We start from the raw sequence: 23,418 nt of genomic DNA, 5'->3' as shown, positions 1-23,418 counted from the left end.
ATGCTATTCTTTAACACGCTCTTTATATGTGCCTTTAGCAGTTTCTATTTTAATTTTGTCACCTTCGTTTATAAATAAAGGCACATTAACTGAAGCTCCCGTTTCTACAGTAGCAGGTTTAGTTGCATTAGTAGCCGTATTACCTTTAACACCTGGCTCTGTAGCTGTTACTTCTAAAATTACACTGGCTGGCAAATCAACAGATAAAGGTGCATTGTCTTCTGTATTAATTAACACTGTTACTACTTCCCCTTCTTTCATTAAACCAGGGTTATCTAGAGCGGCTTCTAACAAACGTATTTGTGTATAATCAGATTCATTCATGAAATGATAAAACTCACCATCATTATATAAATACTGAAACTTATGAGTTTCAACTCGAACATCTTCTAATTTATGACCAGCAGAAAACGTATTATCTAGTACTTTACCGCTAGTTACACTTTTCATTTTTGTTCTAACAAACGCAGGGCCTTTACCAGGTTTTACGTGTAAAAATTCTATTATTTTGTAAATATCGTTGTTATAACGAAGACATAATCCATTTCTAATGTCGCTTGTAGTTGCCATATAATTAATTTGATTTGAAATATCCTTTCATGATACCTCGATGTGAATTTTTAATAAACTGAAGGATTTCATCGCGTTCTGGAGTTGCTTCCATTTCCGCTTCAATAATTTCTACAGCTTGAGTATTATTATAATTTTTTTGATATAATATTCTGAATATATCTTGAATTTCTCTAATTTTTTCTGTTGTATATCCTCGTCGTCGCAAACCTACTGAATTTATCCCAACATAGGATAGAGGCTCACGTGCAGCCTTTACAAAAGGTGGAACATCCTTTCTAACTAAGGAACCACCAGTTACAAAAGCGTGATTTCCAATTGAAACAAATTGATGCACTGCAGTCATACCCGCAAGTACAACATAATCACCAATTGTTATATGCCCAGCTAAAGTGCTATTATTAGAAAAAATACAATTATTGCCAATAATACAATCGTGAGCAACGTGGCAATATGCCATTATTAAACAGTTGTTACCTATAACCGTTTTCATTCTATCTGTTGTACCCCTATTAATTGTTACACACTCTCGTATAGTAACGTTATTACCAATTTCGACTGTAGTATCTTCATCGTTATATTTTAAATCTTGAGGAACAGCTGAAATTACTGAGCCAGGGAAAATACTACAATTTTTACCTATTCGAGCACCTTCCATTATAGTAACGTTACTACCAATCCAAGTGCCCTCACCAATAATTACATTATTATTAATCGTAGTAAACGGTTCAATAACAACATTTTTTGCAATTTTCGCACCAGGATGCACATAAGCCAAAGGTTGGTTCATAATTATTTTACTTTAGATATTTGAGCCATTAATTCAGCTTCTGCACATAATTTACCATTTGCATAGGCATACCCTTGCATATGACAAATCCCACGACGTATTGGTGTAATTAAAGAACATTTAAATATTAGCGTGTCCCCAGGACTAACCTTTTGTTTAAATTTAACCTTATCCATTTTCATGAAAAAAGTCAAGTAATTTTCAGGATCAGGAACGGTGTTTAAAACTAAAACACCACCTGTTTGAGCCATAGCTTCAACAATTAAAACTCCTGGCATTACTGGAGCACCTGGAAAATGGCCTTTAAAAAACTCCTCATTCATAGTCACATTTTTCGTGGCTAAAACATGATTATCCGAAAGCTCAAAAACCTTATCTATTAACAAAAAAGGTTGTCTGTGAGGCAGCATATCCATAATTTGAACAACATCCATTAAAGGCGGTTGATTTAAATCAATTTTAGGAACGTTATTGCGACGTTCATTTTTTATCAGTTTTGCTAATTTCTTTGCGAATTGTGTGTTTACAAAATGACCTGGTTTATTAGCAATAACTTTACCTCTAATTCTTGTGCCAACTAGTGCTAAATCGCCTATAACATCCAATAATTTATGTCTCGCTGCCTCATTTGGATGATGCAAAGTTAAATTATCTAAAATTCCATTTGGCTTAACCGCTATGGAGTCTTTTTTGAAAGCGACCTTAAGCCTCTCCATAGTATCAGAAGACAGGGCTTTGTCTACATAAACAATAGCATTGTTTAAATCCCCTCCTTTTATTAATCCAGTTTCCAATAACATTTCAATTTCATGCAAGAAACTAAATGTTCGAGAATCTGCTATATCATTTTTAAAATCAGAAATACGATTTAAAGTTGCATTTTGAGTCCCTAAGACTTTAGTACCAAAATCTACCATGGTAGTTATTTGATACTCTTTTGATGGCATTACAAGAATTTCACTTCCTGATTCCTCATCAACATAAGATACAATATCGGTAACAACAAACTCTTCTCTAAAAGCATCAAGATCTACAACTCCAGCTTTTTCAATGGCTTCAACAAAAAATTTCGATGAGCCATCTAATATAGGAGGTTCGGAGGCATTCAGTTCAATAATTGCATTATCTACATCTAAGCCTACTAAAGCTGCCAAAACATGTTCTGACGTTTGAATTGCTACTCCATTTTTTTCTAAACAAGTACCCCGTTGTGTATTAGTAACGTAATTTGCATCAGCTTCAATAATTGGTTCTCCTTCTAAATCAACTCTTTTAAAAGAAAAACCTGAATTAGCAACAGCAGGTTTAAAAGTTAAGGTTACATCTTTTCCTGTATGCAAGCCTACTCCGGTTAAAGAAACATCTTCTTTAATAGTTTTTTGTTTGATTTCGGTATTAACTATTCCCATTTATTCTTCTCTAAGTTATATATGTTTTTAACAATAGCAGGTAAGTTTTTAAAATGAACATACGATTTATTGTAATCACTTAATTTTAACGCAGGAGACCCTTGCAGAATCTCATTATCTTTTACATGTCGACCAATACCAGACTGTGCTTGTATTTTAACATTATCTCCTATAGTTATATGCCCAGCAATACCAACCTGACCTCCAATTTGACAATTTTTACCAATTTTTGAAGAACCAGCAACACCAGTTTGCGCTGCTATTACTGTATTTTCTCCTATTTCGACATTATGAGCTATTTGTATTTGATTATCTAATTTTACACCAGCTCTAATTATTGTTGACCCTAAGGTTGCACGGTCAATAGTTGTAGCTGCTCCTATATCAACAAAATCTTCAATAATCACATTTCCTGTTTGTGGTATTTTACTGTAGCTACCATCTTCATTTGGCGCAAATCCAAATCCATCAGCTCCAACTATGGCACCAGCATTAATAACACAGTTTTTACCAATTATAGTTTCTGAATAAATTTTTGCTCCAGAAAAAATTATTGTATTATCACCCAAAACAACATTATCGCCAATATATGCACTTGGGAATATCTTTACATTTTCACCCATTACAACATTTTCACCTATATAACTAAATGCACCAATATACACATCCTTACCATATGTAGCTGAATCGGAAACAAAAGACGGTTGCTCAATTCCTGTTTTATTTAGTTTTACCGAGTTATAATAATCAAGAATTTTTGAAAATGCCAAATAAGCATCTTCAACTTTTATTAAAGTCGTTTTTATTTTATTCTCAGGCGCAAAAGATTTATTTACAATTACAACAGAAGCTTTTGTTGTATATATATGGGGTGTATACTTAGGGTTTGCTAAAAAAGTTATAGTGCCTTCAAAACCTTCCTCAATTTTAGCTAATCTTGAGACTTCAATATCTGGATTCCCAACTACATCACCTTCTAATATTTCTGCTATTTGCTGTGCTGTAAATTTCACACTTTGTAGTTTGACGCTGTTTTTTGTTTGATTGACGCAAAAATAGGAAAAATGTACTAAACCCTCGTTATACATTAGCGAATCTATTCATCTAAAAAATTAAAGAAGAATAATACACGATTTCCTTTTTTTAGGTTTTACTATAAAGTCGTTACTATAAAACAGTAAAACACTATACTTTATTATAAAGTACATCAAAAACTTCGCATTATTATTCTAAATATTTAATAGAACTATAATTTAGCTTTTGGGTAACACAAAAAGTACTTAGTAACAGGTTTTGCTAACGCCTTAAGATTCAACTGATCTGAAGCTTTTACTATATCTTCAGTTTTTCCAGATTTATGCAAAACATTTATACCTTTTGTATTTAATTTATAAGCTTGATTTGAAATATATCCATGAAACACAAAGTATTTAGCTTCATCTTCCGAAATACTATGCTTCTTTTTAAAAACATCAATATGCTTCTTTAAACTACTTTCTTTGACTTTTTTATTCTTTAATTTTATTTTAAGCAAGTTTCTATTAATTATCATCTCACAAAGATTACTAAGAACAAAGTCACTATGATATTGCCATTGTTTCATTGCCGATATAATATCAAAATCATCTAATCGAGAAAAGGTTTCAAGTGTTTTATTAGTGAAATTTTCAATCTCTATTTTATTTTCCAAAAAGTATAATAATGCATTACTTGCCTGCAATTTATTTCCAGATTCGTGCAATTCCTTTGCACGTTTCAAAACCCTTATAAGTAACTGTTCTGCAACTAAACTTGTTTTATGCAAATACACTTGCCAGTACATTAACCGCCTTGCAATAATAAACTTCTCGACACTATAAATACCCTTTTCTTCAACTACCAATTCATCATCAACCACATTCAACATGGTAATTAATCGCTCACTATTTATATTACCTTCAGCAACCCCAGTATAAAAGCTGTCACGTTTTAAATAGTCAGCTCTATCCATATCTAATTGCCCAGAAATAAGCTGACACATAAACTTTCTAGGATATTCACCTTTAAAAATTTGAATGGCAAGCGTTAAACTTCCGTTAAATTCTTCATTTAAACGCTCCATAAAAAAGAGTGAAATTTCCTCATGAGACAAATTATTTACTATACTATGCTCCATAGCATGAGAAAAAGGTCCGTGGCCAATATCATGTAAAAGTATTGCTATATAAAGCCCTTCTTCTTCTTTCTGACCTATTGTAACACCTTTAAAACGAAGTACATTAACAGCTTGTTGCATTAAATGAACGCAACCAATAGCATGATGAAATCTAGTATGATGTGCACCAGGATACACCAAATAAGACATACCCATTTGTGTAATTCTACGGAGGCGTTGAAAATATCTATGTTGTATTAAATCGAAAATGAGTGAATTTGGAATTGTAATAAATCCGTAAATTGGGTCGTTTAATATTTTAAGTTTATTCAAACTTTGCTTTTTACATTAAATAATTACAAATATAATGATATGAGCCCATAGTGGGTTGATGAAATAAAAACGTTTTTACAATTAAAAAACCTAAATATTTCAACAAATTTTAATAAAAAAAACAAATACAACGATATGATAAAAATACTTTGGGTTGATGATGAAATTGATTTACTAAAACCACATATTTTATTCCTTGAAAAGAAAAATTACAAAGTAAAAACTTGTAATAGTGGTACTGAAGCAATTGACGTTTTAGATGATGAAAATTTTGATATTGTATTTTTAGATGAAAACATGCCTGGACTTACAGGTTTAGAAACCCTAAACGAAATTAAAGAAAAAAAAGATACGCTTCCTGTTGTTATGATTACAAAAAGCGAGGAAGAATACATTATGGAAGAAGCTATTGGTAACAAAATAGCAGACTATTTAATAAAGCCAGTAAACCCAAATCAAATTTTATTAAGCTTAAAAAAGAACCTTGATCATTCTAGACTAATCTCTGAAAAGACAACCTCAAATTACCAACAAGAGTTTAGAAAAATTGCTATGGATTTATCTATGGTAAACAGTTATGAGGAATGGGTTAATTTATATCAAAAACTAATTTATTGGGAAATACAGTTAGAAGATATTGAAGATGCCAGTATGTTCGAAATTTTGGAATCTCAAAAAAATGAAGCTAATATTCAATTTGGAAAATTTATTGAAAAAAATTATGCTGATTGGTTCTTACCACATACAGATGCTCCGGTAATGTCGCACACCCTATTCAAAGAAAATATAGTTCCTGAAATAAGTAAAGAACAACCAACACTTTTGGTTGTAATTGATAATTTACGTTATGATCAATGGAAAGTTTTTGAGCCTATAATAAATAATTATTTCAAAAAAGAGAAAGAAGAAGCTTTCTTTAGCATTCTACCTACCGCAACACAATATGCGCGTAATGCTATTTTTTCTGGGTTAATGCCTAGCGATATGGAAAAGTTATTTCCAGAGTATTGGAAAAATGATAATGATGAAGGCGGAAAAAACTTGTATGAAGCTGATTTTTTAGAAGCTCAATTAAAACGATTAGGATTATCAAATTTAAGCTATGAGTATCATAAAATAACTAATTTAAAAAATGGAAGAAAATTAGCTGAAAATTTTAAATCATTAAAAAACAATGATTTATCTGTTATTGTTTACAATTTTGTTGATATGCTATCCCATTCAAAAACAGAAATGGAGGTTGTTAAAGAGCTAGCTTCTAATGATAAAGCTTATAGATCATTAACTTTAAGTTGGTTTAAAAACTCTCCGCTTCTGGACATGATTCAGCAGGCTCAACAAATGGGCTTCAAATTAATTTTAACCACAGACCATGGTACTATTAATGTAAAAAACCCATCCAAGGTTATTGGAGACAGAGACACAAGTTTAAATTTACGTTACAAAACGGGGCGTAGTTTAACTTATGAAGAGAAAGATGTTTTAGAAAGTAAAGACCCAAAAGAATTGCACCTGCCTTCAATTAATATGAGTAGCTCATTTATTTTCGCTAAAAACAATTTGTTTTTCGCTTATCCAAATAATTATAATCATTACGTTAGTTATTACAGAAATACCTATCAACATGGAGGTGTTTCTTTAGAAGAAATGGTAATTCCATTTACCGTATTTAGTCCTAAATAAATCTACAAAAAGCACATATCATCGACGAAATGCGCTTTTTTCTAGGTTTTCTGATTATTTATAACTATTATTGCACTTAAATATCAAAGGAAATTGAAAATTTATTATGGAGTTGATGAAGTTGAGTATATTGCAAAGCAACTCATTAAAAATGTAAAAACGAAAACATTATTATTTTACGGTGATATGGGTGTTGGAAAAACAACACTTATAAAAACCATAGTAAAAGTTCTCGGTTGTGATGATGTCGTTAGTAGCCCAACATTTTCAATTGTAAATGAATATATATTAAATGAAGAAAAAATTTATCATTTTGATTTATACAGAATAAACGATGTTGAAGAAATTTACAATTTTGGAATTGAAGATTATTTAGACTCTGAATATTGGAAATTGATTGAATGGCCAGAAAAAATTGAACCAATTCTATATGATGATTTTGACGTTATTGAGATAAGTTTAGACTCTAAAAATAACCGGAATTTAATTTTAAATAACAAATAAAAACCTAATAATCAGTAAGCTTATGACGCATAAATAACATATTCTCCTATTATATTTTGAAGTTTTACGGGAAACCCACATTATGAATTTTAAAAAACAGTATTTTTAACATAATTTTAACATTTCGAGATTTACTTCAAGATGGTCTTTATATACTTTTGAGTATTAATTAATTAAATCCCTTAAAAATATGAAGACTAAAAAGTACTTAATTGCTTTTGCATTAGCTGGAGGTTTGTTGTTTACTACTTTTACAACCGAAACGATAAGCCAAGATGAAGCAAAAACAAAAGTTGACAGAAAAACAAGAAAAATCCTTGCAGACACAAAAGCAGACGCAAAAGTTGACAGAAAAACAAGAAAAATTCTTGCATGCACAAAAGTTGACAGAAAAACAAGAAAAATTCTTGCATAAGGAGAAATTTACTAATTCTAATAAAGGATTAGTATTAGGTAGTCTTATAGCTACTTTAATAGCAATAACACCTTATTTATTTTCTTTATATGAAAGTGTCCCAGCTACAAAAAGTTGGGACACTTTTTTATTTACATATACAAGTGATACATGGGAAGATGCAAATTATGCCATGTGGACTTTAACTGGCAAAGCTGTTCCTTTAATGTTACTTTTTTTATGGTTTTTTACTTGCAGACATTGGTGGTATCATGCTTTATTAGTGCCCATAGTTATGTACTTTTTTCAAATTGGAGTAATATTATTTGGTGATGTAGCCATAGATGAATTCCAATTAATTTATTTAATACCTGTAATGGCTATAGTAATACCAACAATATATTTGATTAGAGCACGAATATTCAACAAAATGAATGAAGCATCAAAATCAATGCAACAGTTAGAGGATGAACTTAAAATGTCCCCAAAAGGTCTTTGGGGTAAGATTAGTCAATATTTTTAATTTTAAAAAGAAACCAACAATTTTAGTTGCTTTTCAATCTATTACGCTCTACTAAATCTATCTCCTTTTTATTGTTTTTTAATTTAAAATTTCCGAATTTATAATTAAATCCGAATACTAACATTCTGTTTTCAAATTGAAATTTCGAAAAAATATCTTGATTTAAATACCTAGTTGTTGTATTAAAATTTTGTGTATTAAAAACATCTAATACACCTAAATTAAAAGAAGCTCTATTTTTCCATAGCGTCTTTCTTATACTAACATCTAAACTCGATATAAAGCTAGTGTTACTTGGCCCATCATTAGTTGGAGATAAATAATTAAAAGACACGTCTGCGACTAAGCTTTTGTCCTTTAAAAAAGTGAAATAATTAATAATTTCTGAGTATAAACTCCATTGCTCTCCTTCAAAACTAACTATACTACTGCCTATTGGAGTGAAATTATTCTTATAATAAAAAATTGAAGATAAAACATATAAATTCCAAAAATCGTTCAAAGCTACATACGTTGTGAAATCTAAGCCATAAGAAATTGATTCATCTAAATTGGTATACTGGTACACTAATATATTTTTATCGTTGTCTTGATAAAAATATTGTAAAGCAGGGTTATCTTCATGCCTATAATAAAGTTCAAAGGTATAATCCTTATTAAAGGTATAACCCAATATAAATTGGTTATCTATTCGAGGAAGTAAATTTGGGTCTCCTGTTATAAATGTATTATCATTTAAAAAATATTTGAATGGGTTTAATTGTTTATAACGTGGGCGATAAATACGTTTACTATAATTAAAATACACTTCATTTTCTTCATTTAGACTATGTGACACAAAGAGTGAGGGGAAAAATTTTGAGTATTTAGTATTATTAATATTATTATTAGATAATGAGTTTCCTTTAATACCAGTTAATTCGGTTCTTAAACCTAACTTCAAACTCCAAGAATCCCAATCTTTAGAATAACTTAAATATGCCGCATAATTAGTTTCATCATACAAAAACGTATCAGAGTTTTGTAAATCTTCTTCTTTTTCACCATTTTCAAAATTGTCCTGCCTTAAAATGCTTTTTGAATTTATATTAGAAATCTTAGCTCCTGCTTCAAATACACTAGAATCATTTATAGGCAACTCATAATCTAACTGACCGGTATACAATTTAATCTCTTGGCTAGAAAATGTTTGAAACTGATTGTTCCTAATAAGAGATTCATCTGAAAATAAATATCTAGTATCTACATTCTGAAAGCTAGAAAAATCATAATTAGTATGATGTGCACTTATTAAAAGCTTCTCCCCTTCTTTTTTAAACTTGTGCATATAATCAAGAGTAAAGGCTATATTAAAGGTTTCGTCTACTTTACGATTATCAGTAATAAATGTAGAATCTAACACTTTACTGTTACTAAAAACATCGGTTATAGAATTTGAATTAGTTTGCGTGTTTGCTCGCGGTGCTATAAGCATACTTGTGGAAAAACCTAAACTATTACGCTTATCTAACTCATAATCTATATTCGCATTTATATTTTGATTTGACGTTTCGCGGGTTCTTTTAAAGTCAGTTTCCCAACTTGAAGTCACTTGATTATTATCTATAAAATTTACAAACTCATCATTATTTCGAAAATCTTTTCTTGGGCTAATACTATAATTTAAATAGGTATTGAGTTTTTTACCTTTAAAAAAATGACTCGTACCAAATGCATATTTCGGAAACTCGCTACCCTGTTTATAATTACCGAAAACACTACCACTATATCCTGCTATAATATTTTTACTGGTAATAATGTTTAAAACCGCTCCTCCTTCGGCTTCATATTTTGCAGGAGGGTTTGTTATTACTTCTATAGATTTTATGTTGCTTGCAGATGTACCTTCTAAAAGTTGTTGTATTTCACTTGAGGATAAGTGCACCTTTCTATCATTAATATAAATTGTTGGTGTAGACTGTTTTATAGTAATACTTTCATTATTTACTAAAACACCAGGAGTATGCTTTAAAACGTCTAAAATATTATTATTTGAAAGTGTTGAGTTTTCAACATTAAAAACCAATCTATCAACCAGTCTTTTTACAGTTGGTCTTTTAGCAATAACCGTTACACCTTCAAGCTCTTCTAAACTTTCATTAAGTGTTATTATCTTTAAATCTACATTCCCAATTAAATTTAATTTTATTGAGTAGTTTTCAAATCCCAAAGCACTTACTTCTAAAACATAATCACCTTTATTGAGGTCTTCAATTTTAAAAACACCATCTTCATTAGTTGTAGTGCCACTTACATCGTCTGGATTTTCTCTATTAACAATTACAACATTAGTATATGCAATAGGCTCGTTATTTCTATCGTTTACTATTGCACTAACACTAAATTGTTGGGAGAAACAAATCGATGTAAATACTAAAACAAAACAGAATATTAATCTTTTAAACATACACTAAATTACAAAACAAACTTATAATAATTAATTTATACCTTTAAAAATAAAGCGGTAAGTGGTTATTTTATCTGATATATGCAATCGATATAATACAATATAATACTTAGAATAGTAAAACAATTATTTTTAAGATTCTATTTTAGTTAAAAATTTATTTGTAATTTGAAATTTAATAATTTAATCTAAGCATGTCTAAGCAACCACTTTCACCATTTACCAAACAACAACTTCTACCACAAGAAGAAACACTTGAGGTATTTAAGAAAAAAGGAGAATTATTTATTGGTGTTCCTAAAGAAACAGCTTTTCAAGAGAAACGGATTTGCCTAACACCAGACGCTGTTTATGCGCTAGTAAATAATGGTCATAGGGTTTTAATAGAGTCAGGTGCTGGTAATGGAGCAAATTTTAGTGATAAGGATTATAGCGAAGCTGGTGCCGAAATAACTAAAGATACTGCAAAAGTTTTTTCATGTCCTATGATTTTAAAAGTTGAGCCTCCTACATTAGATCAAATAAAATTATTAAACCCTCAAACTATTTTGATTTCTGCTTTACAACTAAAGACTCAAACTAAAAAATATTTTGAAGCACTTGCATCTAAAAGAATAACTGCATTGGCTTTTGAATTTATTAGAGATACGGATGGAACCTATCCTGCGGTACGATCATTGAGTGAGATTGCTGGTACGGCGTCTGTACTGATAGCTTCGGAGTTACTATCTGACACCAAAAATGGTAATGGATTAATGTTTGGAAATATCAGTGGCGTTCCTCCTATCGAAATAGTTATTTTAGGAGCTGGCACCGTAGGCGAGTTTGCAGCAAGAAGTGCTTTAGGTCTTGGTGCTGGTGTTAAAGTATTTGATAATTCAATAACCAAATTAAGACGCATTCAATCTCAATTAGGACGCCCTCTTTTTACCTCTACTATTCAACCTAAAAATTTACTTAAAGCACTAAAACGTTGCGATGTTGTTATTGGAGCTGTTAGAGGAACAAACAGATCTCCAATAGTAGTTTCAGAAGATTTAGTCCAATCTATGAAAAAAGGAGCTATTATTATTGATGTAAGTATTGATATGGGTGGATGTTTTGAAACGAGTGATGTAACCTCTCATAGGCAACCAACCTACATTAAACATAATGTAGTACATTATTGTGTACCTAATATTCCTGCAAGATATCCGCGAACCGCAACAGTTTCTATTAGTAATATTTTCACGCCTTATTTACTTAAAATTGCTGAAGATGGAGGTATAGAAAATTCTTTGAGATTTGACAAAGGTTTAAAAAATGGATTGTATTTTTACCACGGTATTTTAACAAGCAAACCTGTTGGTGAATGGTTCGATTTAGAATATAACGATATCAATTTACTTATATTTTAATACAATAACCATTCAAAACACAATTATCTTAAATGAAACTTATTCAACGTATTGGTTATTATCTAGGTGGTTTTTCTATAGGATTAGTCATTTTAGCTTTTTTTTTAAACGGAAAAAAAACGTCTTGTAGTTATGGCCCAGAATCTCGAGTTCTAAAAAACATTAATTCAAAAAAAATTGTTTTTAGCCCAAGTATAATTGAACTTCTAAATAATAAAAAACTTGATTCTGCCGATTTAAGTTATATTCTTAAAAAAGGTGATATAAATTTTTCTGATAGTAACCCAAGGCAAGAACCTTGTGGAATTTATATTGTTGAGGGTACACATAACGAAAATGAAGCCGTTTTAACTATTGAAAACTGTGATAGCATAGCAACCATTTTAAATTTAAAATTTAATAAATAAAATGTCAAAACGCTTATTTGACATTACTTTTTCTGTTATCGGGTTAATACTACTATTCCCAATTCTATTGTTAATTGCTATTCTAATTAAAATAGATTCAAAAGGCCCTGTTCTTTTTATTCAAGAACGTGTTGGAAAAAACAACAAAGACTTTAATATTTATAAATTTAGGACAATGAGAGTCCTTTCTGATAAAAAAGGGCTACTTACTCTTGGAAATAATGATTCTAGAATTACAAGAATTGGTTTTTTTTTACGTCGGTTTAAAATAGATGAATTCCCTCAGCTAATAAATATCATTAAAGGTGATATGAGTTTTGTAGGCCCTAGACCTGAACTAAGATATTATGTTAATTTTTATAATGAAGAAGACATGCTGATATTTAAGGTTAGGCCTGGTATTACAGGATTAGCTTCTTTAAAATACAGGAACGAAGTGGAGCTTTTGAAAGCCGCCAAAGACCCTGAAACATTTTTTATCAATACAATTATTCCTGATAAACTGAAATATAATAAAGATTATATAAAAAGAAAAAACTTCTTTTTTGATTTAAAACTCATTGGGCTTACTATTGTGAAAGTAGTTACTAAATAGTCTTAATGGAAAATTCTATTTATATAGGTTATTTGCAGTAAATTATATTTATCCCTAATTTGCAGTAGCATTTTATCATAACACCATCCATTCAAACAAACTTTAAATAGCCATTATGACTAAAGAAACTGCAAATCATATTGATGAGCTATTATATGGTTCAGGTTTGTTTTCTTCAACTACCATAAATCTTAAAAGTAAAGTTTTTTTCGATTTCTCTGATGAAATCATTTTAATTACTGGAGCAGCAGGCTCTATAGGAAGTGGACTCACTAAACAATTAATAAACTGTAAGTACCAAAAACTCATTTTAATTGATAAAGCTGAATCAGATCTATATGAGCTAATAAAAGATTTAGAATTTGAAAAAACTATAAACATAGAATTTATTCTACTTGATATAATAGATGAAAAGTCTATAAAAAAACTCTTTGAAGTATACAAACCCTCTATAGTTTTTCACACAGCAGCATACAAACATGTTCCATTAATGGAGAGTCATCCATATGAAGCAGTTAAACTGAATATATTTGGAACAAAACTACTTGCAGATTTATCTGTTTATCAAAAGGTTAAGAAATTCATATTTATCTCTACCGATAAGGCAGTAAATCCAATTAATATTATGGGCATCTCAAAAAAAATTGGAGAAAACTATTTAAACTTTTTAAATGCACAAAGCAACACGCTATTTATTACTACAAGGTTTGGAAACATATTTGGCTCTAATGGGTCGATAGTCCCTTTAATAAAAAAGCAAATTGAATTTGGGAATCCAATAACTGTTACTGATATCAATATTTCGAGGTACTTTATAAGTAAATATAGAGCATGCGAATTAATATTAAAACTGGCTTCATTACAAAATTATAATTCTAGATTGTACACATTCAATATGGGTAACCCTATCAAAATAACAAATATTATTGAACGATTAATTTCATTTTATGGTAATCCTGAAAAAAAATCGGAAATTAAAATTATTGGCCTACGTCCTGGGGAAAAACTTAAAGAAGACATTATTGCTGAAGATGAACTTTTTGGCAAAACCGAAGATTCAGATATTCTATCTGTGACCAATATTAAAAAGCCAATACCGCAAAACATAGATTTTAAAGAATTGCAAAATATCACACCATTTATGACTAAAAAGGAAATAAAAAATATTTTATTAAAGTATATTTAAATATTTATAGCGATTTTCTCCGCTTCTTTTCTTTAGTTAATAATGCTAATTCCCTTCCAGTTTGTCCAGCTACTGAAGTGTTTTCTTCTGCCCTTCTTATCAAATATGGCATTACATCTTTTACAGGGCCAAACGGTATGTACTTAGCAACGTTATAGCCCTTATAAGCTAAATTAAAACTAATATGATCACTCATTCCATACAATTGACCAAACCAAACTCGAGGGTCATTATTTAACAATCCTTTTTCACGCATTAATTTCATTAACAGATATGAGCTATCTTCGTTATGTGTTCCAGCAAAAATGGACATACGGTCTAAATTATTAATCATATAACGTAGACCTTCATTAAAATTTTCATCAGTTAAGGCCTTGCTTGCACAAATAGGCGATTGATATTTTTTTTCTTCGGCCCTATCCATTTCTTTTTCCATATAGGCACCCCTAACCAATTTAAATCCAAGAAAATATTTACCATCTATAGCCTTTTTATGTTCATCTTTCAAAAAAGATAGCCTATCATGTCTATACATTTGCAACGTATTATATACAATAGGTTTTTCAGTATTATATTTTTTCATCATTATAGTAACTAAATTATCAGCAGCACCTTGCATCCAACTTTCTTCTCCATCAATCAAAACTGCAACATCATTAGCTTTTGCCTTTTTACAAACTAAATCAAACCTATTAACTACTCGCTCCCATTCTTTCTGCTCGGATTCTGTTAAACTATAACCATTAGTTATCTTTTCATACAAATGAAAGCGTCCAAAACCGGTAGGTTTAAATACCGCAATTGGAATGGCATCAATTTCATTAGCAAAGTCTATAATTTTCAAAATTTTATCTCTTGCAGAATCAAATTCTTTTTCACTTTCTTTTCCTTCTACCGAATAATCTAAAACCGAACTAACCCCTTTTTCATACATGTTATTAATTACAGATAAACAATCGTCTTCATTTACACCTCCACAAAAATGATCAAAAACAGTAGACCGAATTAAACCCTCAATTGGCAAATGTGCTTTTATTGCAAAATTAGTTGCAGCAGTACCTATACGTACTAATGGCTCTATTGAAATCATTTTGAATAAGAAATATGCACGCTCTAACTCAGAGTCTGTCTTTAAAGAAAAAGCAACTTCAGTATTGTCAAAAATTAAATCTGTATTCATTTCAATAAAATTTGCATAAAGATAATTATAGCTAAGTTATCATTTTATGTAAAAACTTCTTAATTTCACAGCCTTAAAACAACACCATAATTTATGGATTCCATTAAGGCAAACAATAGTATTATACATTTTAACGAAAAATGTTACATCTCTATAAATCAACATATTAAAAAAAATAATTTTTCTAAAGTTTTTATTTTAGTTGATGAAAATACAAATCAATATTGCCTACCAAAATTTTTAGAAAATCTTGAAACAAAAAAGGATATTGAAATTATTGAAATTGAATCTGGAGAAATAAACAAAAATATTGACACTTGTGTTGGAGTCTGGAATGCACTTTCTGAACTTGATGCTGACAGAAAAAGTTTAATGATTAATATTGGTGGTGGTGTAATAACAGATTTAGGTGGTTTCGTTGCTTGTACTTTTAAAAGAGGTATTACATATATTAATGTTCCTACTACTCTATTGTCAATGGTTGACGCCTCAGTTGGAGGTAAAACAGGTGTTGATTTAGGTCATTTAAAAAATCAAATTGGTGTTATCAGTAATCCAGATTTAGTTCTTATTGATACTAACTTTTTGGACACATTACCTAAAGAACAAATGCGTTCAGGATTAGCCGAAATGCTAAAGCATGGTTTAATTACGAGTAAAACCTATTGGGATAAATTTCAAAATTTGTCTAATCTAAATCTTCATGATTTAGATGAATTAATACATGAATCTGTTATTATAAAAAGAAATGTTGTAGAAGAAGATCCTTTTGAAGATGGTATTCGAAAAACTTTAAATTTTGGTCATACACTTGGGCACGCCATTGAATCTTATTTTTTAAGCAACCCAAACAAAACAACACTGTTACATGGCGAAGCAATTGTAATAGGAATGATATTAGCAAGCTATATATCAACTAAGTTAGTTGGTTTCCCTAAAGAAACAACTTTAAGTATAAAAAAATTATTTCTTAGTTATTATGATAAAGTAATTATTGATAAAAGTGATTATCCTGCTATTATTGAGTTACTTAAATATGACAAGAAAAACAACCATGGTAATATTAATTTTGTGCTTTTAGAAGCTATAGGGGAATGTAAAATTGATTGCTTAGTAGATAACGAAATAATAAAGGATGCGTTTGAGTTTTACGCTAGTGAATAACCGACAATTTATTTTAACTTTTATAAAAAAAAGCATCTTTTAAAAAGATGCTTTTTTTGTCTACTTAATATAATTTAACCCTTTTTGAACCTACCAAAAATTCCTTTTTTTTCTGGGACTCCATAATAACCGTATTTAGCACCGTAACCAAAATTTGATTGTTTAACATCATTAACCACAAGCATCATATTATTTAGTTTGTTTTCTGCGTGTAATTCTTTGGCAAAATTCAATATTTTCTTTTCGGTATGATCAGCTCTTGTCATATATATTGTATGTCCAGCATATTGACTAATCAATAATGTATCAGTAACTAACATAGAAGGAGCTGTATCAACAATAACATAATCATAGTCATTTGAAACTTTATCAAATAAATCTTTTATTCTATCATTCATAAGTAGCTCAGCAGGATTTGGTGGTACTTTTCCAGAAAGTAAAATATCAATATTTAACCCATTAATTTCATAAGTATTAATGGTTTCAGCTATACCAACTGATTTATCAGCCAAATAGTCCGTTAATCCCAATTTTCCACCATTATCTTTATCCTTTTTCTTTGTGAAAGACGAATAAATTTGTGGATTTCTAACATCAGCACCTATCAATAGAACTTTTTTACCAGTGTTGGCTATTGTAAGCGCCATATTTAAACTGAAAAAAGATTTACCTTCACCATTTATAGTAGATGTTATAAATGTGACATTACTATATTTAATATCTTTCTTTGAACGTCTTAAATAATCAAAATTGGTTCTTATAATTCTAAATGATTCAGATAAGATAGATCTATCATTTCGCTCAATTAAATTCTTATTACTTCCTGTAATTCTTGGGATTTCACCAAGAACTGTTATGTCTTTAATTTCTTTTTCTAAATCTTCTTTATTATGCATTTTTGTGTCTAATAATCCTTTTACATAAATAAAGCCAAAAGGAATACCTAAACCAACTATTAAAGCTGCTAAATATACCATGTTTTTTTTTGGGGATACTGGCATGTTGTTTGAATGAGCATCATCTATTATTTTTGCATTTGGAGAAGTAGAAATTAATGAAATTGTAGCTTCCTCACGTTTTTGAAGTAAATACAAATATAAAGATTCTTTAATCCCTTGCTCACGCTCGATATCTCTAGATTTCCTTACTTGACCAGGAACAGCATAAATTTTTGAACTAATTTTTGCTGATTGATTTTCAAGACTCCTGATTTGAAGAGTAACTGTTTCTGCAGAATTGTCCAAAGTTTCTTGGAGACTGCTTTTCAAAGTACTTAATTGTTCATCTAAATTAACAATTATAGGGTTTTTTTCATTAGAACTTTTTAAAAGTCTATCCCTACTATCTAAAAGCTCATTATATCTAGTGGCAATTGAATTTACGGAACCATCAGCTAAACCTATATTTGCTGGTATCCTTTCAAAAGAGTCTTCATTTAACTGGTTTTTCATGTAATTAATTTTGTTAAATTCGGTACGGTTATCAGCTAGTTGTTGTTCTGTTTGCGCACTAGAATTTAAATATAAATTAGCTTCAGAGGTTATGTCTGTAAGTTTATTACCAGTTTTAAACTGTTCTATTTGATCATCAACATCTGAAAGATCAGTTGCAATTAAATCAATTCTCTTATTAATAAATTCTGCTGTATTATTAGATTTAGCACTTTTATCTTCAATTGAGACTCTATTGTATTCATCAATTAAATTATTTATAATAGCCTTTGCTTTATCAACAGAAGCATCAGTAAGAGATAGATTAATTACCTTAGACCCTTCTGCAGCAGATGAAATTCTAATGCTATTTTTATATTTCTCAGCGACTTTATCTAAAGATATAATTTTAATATATACCGCTTGATTAACAAAGTTAGAAATTTTATTTGTATTCGGCGTAACAACTATATCTCCAATAGGTGTTTTAACATTTTTTCCAAAAGACATTTTATTTACAACGTCTTCCCCTGTAACACTTGATTTATAAATAAAATCAAATTTAGTTTCAGAAGTGATTAAAATGCTAAAGCTAAAATTAGATTTAAATATAACAGAGTCAGAGGCTATAAAATTCACTTTAATTGGAGACTTATCAATAGGGAAATATTGTGTATCATGAAACCTTCCTTTTGCAAAAAACTGCTTATTTAATTGAAGTTTTGTAACAACACCTTGCATTAAATTTCGAGACTTCAGTACTTCTATTTCGTCCTCAATCATTTTGCCATCAGTATTAGAAATCTGTCCCATATCCTTAAGCATTATTTCAGCAGGATTAGAAACACCATCATCATCAACTAACATTATTTTTGCTTTAGCATTATACTCTGGAGTAGCGTATCTTAAATTAAAAAATGCCAAAATCACAAAAATACTACCACATAAAATAAACCAAGGCCATTGCTTTAAATATGTTCCAATAATTTTTTGAAGGTCTAAACCATCTCCTGAACTTGTTGAATTTATATTATTCATAGTAGAATTCATAAATTAGTTTCTGGTAACAAATATTAGAGCTGTAGTTATTAAAAAAGATGTAATACTAATAATTGTCCCAATTCTAGTATCACCAGAAGCATTACTCACAGCCGAATTATTTGGTTCTACATATATAACATCATTCTGCGTCAAATAATATACAGGAGAGTTAAATATTTCTTTACTCGTTAAATCTACTCTAGTATAAGTTTTTGCGCCATTAAAATCTCTTATAACCAATACATTTTCTCGATGCGCCTTTATATTTAAATCACCAGCCAAAGCAATAGCTTCTAAAATGGTTATTCTTTGTCCAGAAACCTCATACCTACCAGGAGACCTAATTTCCCCAAGTACAGATATTCTAAAATTCAAAATTCTAATATTAATTATAGGGTCTTTTAAATAGATAGATAGTTTTTCTTTAAATAATTCCTGAGCTTCTTGAACCGATAGCCCTAATAGTTTTATTTTTCCTAAAACCGGATAATCTATATTTCCTTCATTATCAATTAAATAATCAATAAACTCTGGGTTTACAACACCTTGTCCACTACCTTTAAAAATATTGAAAGGCTTAACAGCTTCTAAATCAAACGTAGAAACAAAAATACTAACAATGTCGTTGACCTTGAATTTTGGTGTGAATGTGTCAGTATCTACAATGGTTTCAAAGTCTTTTGCATTCTGGAAGTATACGACTTCTTTTTTCGAAACACATGATGATAATGAAAGTAAAACAATTACGTAAGCAATTGTAAACTTCTTGTTTATACAATTTAAAAACATTCTATAAAGATTTGGGGTAAAATACGAGATTTTAAATAAAAACTATTGAACAGACTTAAAAATTTTAGAATTTTTAGAGTTATTTTCAATAATTCCTTTAGCTTTTTTATAAATCTTAACTCTAGTATCGAACTTTTCGTATTCTGAATTATTTGATTTATACTCAGGTATTAAACTCTTCATTTTCATTACAATATTATTGTTTTGGAAACGATTAGTAATACAAAGCTCTTCTATTTCTGCTTTTATTCTAGCATAATCTAATTCTCTAGTTTTACTTATTAATATTTTTTTATGATAAGTAGATAAAGTGTTTTCTCCATTAGCTAATAATTCTTCATACAATTTTTCACCTGGTCTTAACCCAGTAATTTTAATATCAATATCTTCTGGATATCTTAAACCAGATAGTTTAATCATATTCTTAGCTAAATCATAAATTTTAACTGATTCTCCCATATCAAAGATAAAAATCTCTCCTCCTTTACCCATTGTACCTGCTTCTAAAACTAATTGAGAAGCCTCAGGGATAGTCATAAAATATCTAGTAATATCTTTATGAGTTAATGTTAAGGAACTTCCAGCTTCAATTTGCTTTTTAAACAACGGAATAACTGAACCATTAGAACCAAGAACGTTACCAAAACGAGTAGTAATAAACTTTGTTTTACTTTCTTTTTGAAGGCAGCTAATATACATTTCTGCCATTCTTTTTGTCGCTCCCATAACGCTTGTAGGGTTTACAGCTTTATCAGTAGAAACAAAAACGAACTTTTTAACATTATAACGAGATGCAGTATCTGCCAATAATTTAGTTCCATTAACATTTATTTTTATGGCTTCATAAGGCGATTTTTCCATTAACGGCACGTGCTTATACGCTGCGGCATGAAAAACCATAGTTGGTTTATGAATTTGAAAAATAGTGTCAATTCTTAATCCATCTCTAATATCTGCTACTATTGCTGTATAATTATGCTTTCCGTCGCGCTTTAAATCTTGTTGCACATCATAAAGTGCTGATTCCGCTTGATCTACTAGAATCAAATGTTTTACATCAAAATTTGAAAGTTGTTTTACTAACTCACTACCAATAGAACCTGCAGCACCAGTTACAACAACTGTTTCGCCTCTAAATTCATTTAATAAGTTAGGATTATCAATTTCAATTGGAGGACGACCTAGCAAATCTTCAATTTGTACTTGCTTAATTTGTTTAGCACTTAACTCTCCATTAATCCACTGTTCAATCGGTGGTACTTTAGTTACCTTAACTTCAGAATCTGATAAATTATCAATAAGCTTCATTAACTTATTAGTATCCGTCTTTTGGTGAGCAACTATTACCTCATCTATATCATTAGATACTACATAATTTTCATCTAAATTAAGGTAAGATAATATTGGAACTCCGTTAATAACTTTCCCCTTCTTTTTAATATTATCATCAACAAAAGCAATAATATTATAGCTAGTACTTGCATTATTTAATAATGCATTATAAGTTACTATTGCTGAATCTCCAGTACCATAAATAAGTACGCGTTTAGTTAATAACAACTTACATTTCAAGTATTTGTAGGTCATTTTAAAAAGCAATCTGCTCGCACTAAGTACAACAAAACTTAACAAAGCATGCATAACTATAATTGAAAGCGGAATAGTAAATCCTGAAACAATATCAGTAAGCCTATTAAACAAAACTATAGCAATACATGTGAAAGCCATTAAAGCTACAGATTTAAAAACGTTAACAACATCAGTAAAACCTGTATGTCTAATAACACTTTTAAAGGAACCAACAACTAAAAAACTTAATGCAGAAACAGCAAAAACAAATGGTAGTTCTACAAAAAATTGACTTAAATCAAAATTCAATGTAAAGTTAAATCTTATAAAATATGCCAAAAAGAATGTAAATAGTATTAACGTTAAGTCAATACCAAAAACAAGCCATTTTGAAGCGTATTTTTGAGAGTAATAGGCAAAGTAATTATTTATCATAATTTAGGGTATTTAAAATATTGTTTAGGATTCTCGCTAAATCATCCTGTGTTAAATTAGAGCCACTTGGCAAACAAAGACCTCTATCAAAGAGTCTTTCGGACGTACCGTTGGTAAAATGTAAACAATCTTTAAAAATTGGCTGCATATGCATAGGTTTCCAAAGTGGTCTAGATTCTATATCATCTTTCAATAATTCTAATCTTATTTTTTCTCTTAATTCATAGGATTCAGTTTCAATACATGTAATCCATCTATTTGAGAAGAAATTATCAGGTTCTTCCAAAAATGTAATCTCTTTAAAATCAGATAAATGCTTTTTATAAAAATTAAAGTTCTGTCTTCTAGCATTTACTCTATCATCAATAACTTCCATCTGCCCTCTTCCAATTCCTGCTAAAACGTTACTCATTCGATAGTTAAAACCAATTGATGAATGTTCATAATGAGGAGCGTCATCTCTTGCTTGTGTAGACAGAAAAACAGCCTTCTCTTTCATTTTCTGAGATTTGACAATAAGAGCTCCACCTCCTGATGTTGTTATTATTTTATTGCCATTAAAAGATAATATACCCATATCCGATAGTGCACCACACTCCCGATTCAAATATTTACTACCCAAAGCTTCGGCACTATCTTCAATAACAGGAATATCATACTTTTGGGCTATTGCATTAATCTCATTGGCCATATATGGCATACCATACAAATGAACAGCAATTATAGCTTTTGGTTTTTTATATTTTTCAATTCTATCTTTAATTGCTATTTCCAATAATTCAGGAGACATATTCCATGTATCCAACTCACTATCAATAAATATAGGTTTTGCTCCTTGATAAACAATTGGATTAGCAGAAGCTGAAAAAGTAAAACTTTGACATAAAACTTCGTCACCTTTAGAAACATCAAGTAATTGTAAAGCAATATGAATTGCAGCTGTTCCTGAGCTTAAAGCAGCAACTTGATTATTGCCTCCTAAATATGTCTCTAAATCATTTTCAAATCCATCTACATTAGGTCCTAATGGAGCAATCCAATTTGTTGAAAAAGCTTCATTAACAAATTTTTGCTCAGAACCTCCCATGTGAGGAGATGAAAGATATATTTTTGTTTTGGTCAACATTTATTTAAAAACTAAACTTTTAAAATTATAGCATAAGTTTACATCCATAGTTTAAATAACTATGCTCTATAAAAGCATAAAATAATTTTTGGATATTCCCTCTTTTGTACATATAACAAAATCAATTCTTTTTATAATAACTTATTTAACTTGTATTAAATAGTCTTAAAATATCTACAAATTAACCTTACTTAATGTAACGAGGTTGTAATCGAGAGTTTTAAAAATATTTTATTTCGCTTATTTAATACAATTAAATCAATTTGCTATTAATCAATTCAATTCTGTTTAACGGTGTAAATTTAGTAATTGT

The 23,418-nt window shown here is 29.7% G+C and carries 20 protein-coding genes; 9 read left to right on the top strand and 11 right to left on the bottom strand.

Annotated elements, in window-relative coordinates; all coding sequences use genetic code 11:
* Window positions 1-3 precede the first annotated feature (3 nt).
* The 5 genes from efp to Q0870_RS11545 form a co-directional block, all read right to left on the bottom strand.
* Window positions 4-570 (bottom strand): elongation factor P, encoded by a 567-nt coding sequence (gene efp / locus Q0870_RS11565; RefSeq protein ID WP_298555665.1) that lies wholly within the window; start codon window positions 568-570, stop codon window positions 4-6.
* A 4-nt stretch (window positions 571-574) separates the two neighbouring features.
* Window positions 575-1,360, bottom strand: a complete 786-nt coding sequence (lpxA, locus tag Q0870_RS11560; protein ID WP_298555663.1) for an acyl-ACP--UDP-N-acetylglucosamine O-acyltransferase — start codon at window positions 1,358-1,360, stop codon at window positions 575-577.
* 2 nt (window positions 1,361-1,362) lie between these two features.
* Window positions 1,363-2,769 carry a bifunctional UDP-3-O-[3-hydroxymyristoyl] N-acetylglucosamine deacetylase/3-hydroxyacyl-ACP dehydratase gene (locus Q0870_RS11555; RefSeq protein ID WP_298555661.1) on the bottom strand — a complete coding sequence of 469 codons (1,407 nt, stop codon included), beginning with the start codon at window positions 2,767-2,769 and terminating at the stop codon, window positions 1,363-1,365.
* Window positions 2,760-3,782 (bottom strand): UDP-3-O-(3-hydroxymyristoyl)glucosamine N-acyltransferase, encoded by a 1,023-nt coding sequence (gene lpxD / locus Q0870_RS11550; RefSeq protein WP_298555659.1) that lies wholly within the window; start codon window positions 3,780-3,782, stop codon window positions 2,760-2,762. Before lpxD ends, Q0870_RS11555 begins: the two co-directional genes overlap by 10 nt.
* Window positions 3,783-4,015: 233 nt before the next feature.
* The gene (locus tag Q0870_RS11545) at window positions 4,016-5,236 is read right to left on the bottom strand and encodes an HD domain-containing protein (protein WP_298555657.1); all 1,221 of its coding nucleotides are present in this window, start codon (window positions 5,234-5,236) and stop codon (window positions 4,016-4,018) included.
* 135 nt (window positions 5,237-5,371) lie between these two features.
* Between Q0870_RS11545 and Q0870_RS11540 the strand changes: the two genes are divergently transcribed.
* The 4 genes from Q0870_RS11540 (at window position 5,372) to Q0870_RS11525 (ending at window position 8,340) form a co-directional block, all read left to right on the top strand.
* Entirely contained in the window at window positions 5,372-6,919 is a 1,548-nt protein-coding gene (locus Q0870_RS11540; protein WP_298555655.1) for a bifunctional response regulator/alkaline phosphatase family protein, read from the top strand.
* 93 nt (window positions 6,920-7,012) lie between these two features.
* Window positions 7,013-7,423 carry a tRNA (adenosine(37)-N6)-threonylcarbamoyltransferase complex ATPase subunit type 1 TsaE gene (gene tsaE, locus Q0870_RS11535; protein WP_298555653.1) on the top strand — a complete coding sequence of 137 codons (411 nt, stop codon included), beginning with the start codon at window positions 7,013-7,015 and terminating at the stop codon, window positions 7,421-7,423.
* Between the two features lie 190 nt (window positions 7,424-7,613).
* A complete protein-coding gene (locus Q0870_RS11530) occupies window positions 7,614-7,838 on the top strand; it encodes a hypothetical protein (RefSeq protein WP_298555651.1) in 225 nt (74 codons plus the stop codon).
* A complete protein-coding gene (locus Q0870_RS11525; RefSeq protein ID WP_298555649.1) occupies window positions 7,807-8,340 on the top strand; it encodes a hypothetical protein in 534 nt (177 codons plus the stop codon). The genes Q0870_RS11530 and Q0870_RS11525 overlap by 32 nt, the downstream gene beginning before the upstream one ends.
* Window positions 8,341-8,362: 22 nt before the next feature.
* On the opposite strand, the gene Q0870_RS11520 is transcribed toward Q0870_RS11525, so the two are convergent.
* On the bottom strand, window positions 8,363-10,786 hold the full coding sequence (locus tag Q0870_RS11520; RefSeq protein WP_298555647.1) for an outer membrane beta-barrel family protein: 2,424 nt from the start codon (window positions 10,784-10,786) through the stop codon (window positions 8,363-8,365).
* Between the two features lie 194 nt (window positions 10,787-10,980).
* Here Q0870_RS11520 and Q0870_RS11515 point away from each other — a divergent pair, with 194 nt between their 5' ends.
* From Q0870_RS11515 to Q0870_RS11500, 4 genes are all read left to right on the top strand, one after another.
* Window positions 10,981-12,183 (top strand): alanine dehydrogenase, encoded by a 1,203-nt coding sequence (locus Q0870_RS11515; RefSeq protein WP_298555645.1) that lies wholly within the window; start codon window positions 10,981-10,983, stop codon window positions 12,181-12,183.
* A gap of 32 nt (window positions 12,184-12,215) precedes the next feature.
* The gene (locus tag Q0870_RS11510; RefSeq protein WP_298555643.1) at window positions 12,216-12,590 is read left to right on the top strand and encodes a hypothetical protein; all 375 of its coding nucleotides are present in this window, start codon (window positions 12,216-12,218) and stop codon (window positions 12,588-12,590) included.
* Between the two features lies 1 nt (window position 12,591).
* Window positions 12,592-13,185 (top strand): sugar transferase, encoded by a 594-nt coding sequence (locus Q0870_RS11505; protein ID WP_298555641.1) that lies wholly within the window; start codon window positions 12,592-12,594, stop codon window positions 13,183-13,185.
* A gap of 115 nt (window positions 13,186-13,300) precedes the next feature.
* The gene (locus tag Q0870_RS11500) at window positions 13,301-14,371 is read left to right on the top strand and encodes a polysaccharide biosynthesis protein (RefSeq protein ID WP_298555639.1); all 1,071 of its coding nucleotides are present in this window, start codon (window positions 13,301-13,303) and stop codon (window positions 14,369-14,371) included.
* Window positions 14,372-14,375: 4 nt separating this feature from the next.
* Here the strand turns inward: Q0870_RS11500 and Q0870_RS11495 are convergent, their stop codons facing one another.
* Window positions 14,376-15,551 carry a proline dehydrogenase family protein gene (locus Q0870_RS11495; protein ID WP_298555637.1) on the bottom strand — a complete coding sequence of 392 codons (1,176 nt, stop codon included), beginning with the start codon at window positions 15,549-15,551 and terminating at the stop codon, window positions 14,376-14,378.
* Window positions 15,552-15,644: 93 nt separating this feature from the next.
* Between Q0870_RS11495 and aroB the strand changes: the two genes are divergently transcribed.
* Entirely contained in the window at window positions 15,645-16,715 is a 1,071-nt protein-coding gene (gene aroB / locus Q0870_RS11490; RefSeq protein ID WP_298555636.1) for a 3-dehydroquinate synthase, read from the top strand.
* Between the two features lie 74 nt (window positions 16,716-16,789).
* On the opposite strand, the gene Q0870_RS11485 is transcribed toward aroB, so the two are convergent.
* From Q0870_RS11485 to Q0870_RS11470, 4 genes are read right to left on the bottom strand one after another with little or no spacing between them, the layout of a single operon-like run.
* Window positions 16,790-19,183, bottom strand: coding sequence for a polysaccharide biosynthesis tyrosine autokinase (locus Q0870_RS11485; RefSeq protein WP_298555635.1), 2,394 nt, complete (start codon window positions 19,181-19,183; stop codon window positions 16,790-16,792).
* A gap of 15 nt (window positions 19,184-19,198) precedes the next feature.
* Complete coding sequence (locus Q0870_RS11480) at window positions 19,199-19,975, bottom strand: polysaccharide biosynthesis/export family protein (RefSeq protein ID WP_298555634.1); 777 nt, start codon at window positions 19,973-19,975, stop codon at window positions 19,199-19,201.
* A gap of 42 nt (window positions 19,976-20,017) precedes the next feature.
* A complete protein-coding gene (locus Q0870_RS11475; protein WP_298555633.1) occupies window positions 20,018-21,979 on the bottom strand; it encodes a nucleoside-diphosphate sugar epimerase/dehydratase in 1,962 nt (653 codons plus the stop codon).
* Complete coding sequence (locus tag Q0870_RS11470; protein WP_298555632.1) at window positions 21,969-23,105, bottom strand: aminotransferase class I/II-fold pyridoxal phosphate-dependent enzyme; 1,137 nt, start codon at window positions 23,103-23,105, stop codon at window positions 21,969-21,971. Before Q0870_RS11470 ends, Q0870_RS11475 begins: the two co-directional genes overlap by 11 nt.
* Between the last annotated feature and the right edge of the window lie 313 nt (window positions 23,106-23,418).

The sequence above is a fragment of the uncultured Algibacter sp. genome, from assembly GCF_947487575.1.
Lineage (GTDB): Bacteria > Bacteroidota > Bacteroidia > Flavobacteriales > Flavobacteriaceae > Algibacter_B.
Note: the sequence above shows the minus strand (reverse complement) of the source record. Positions and strands in the feature narration are given on the sequence as shown.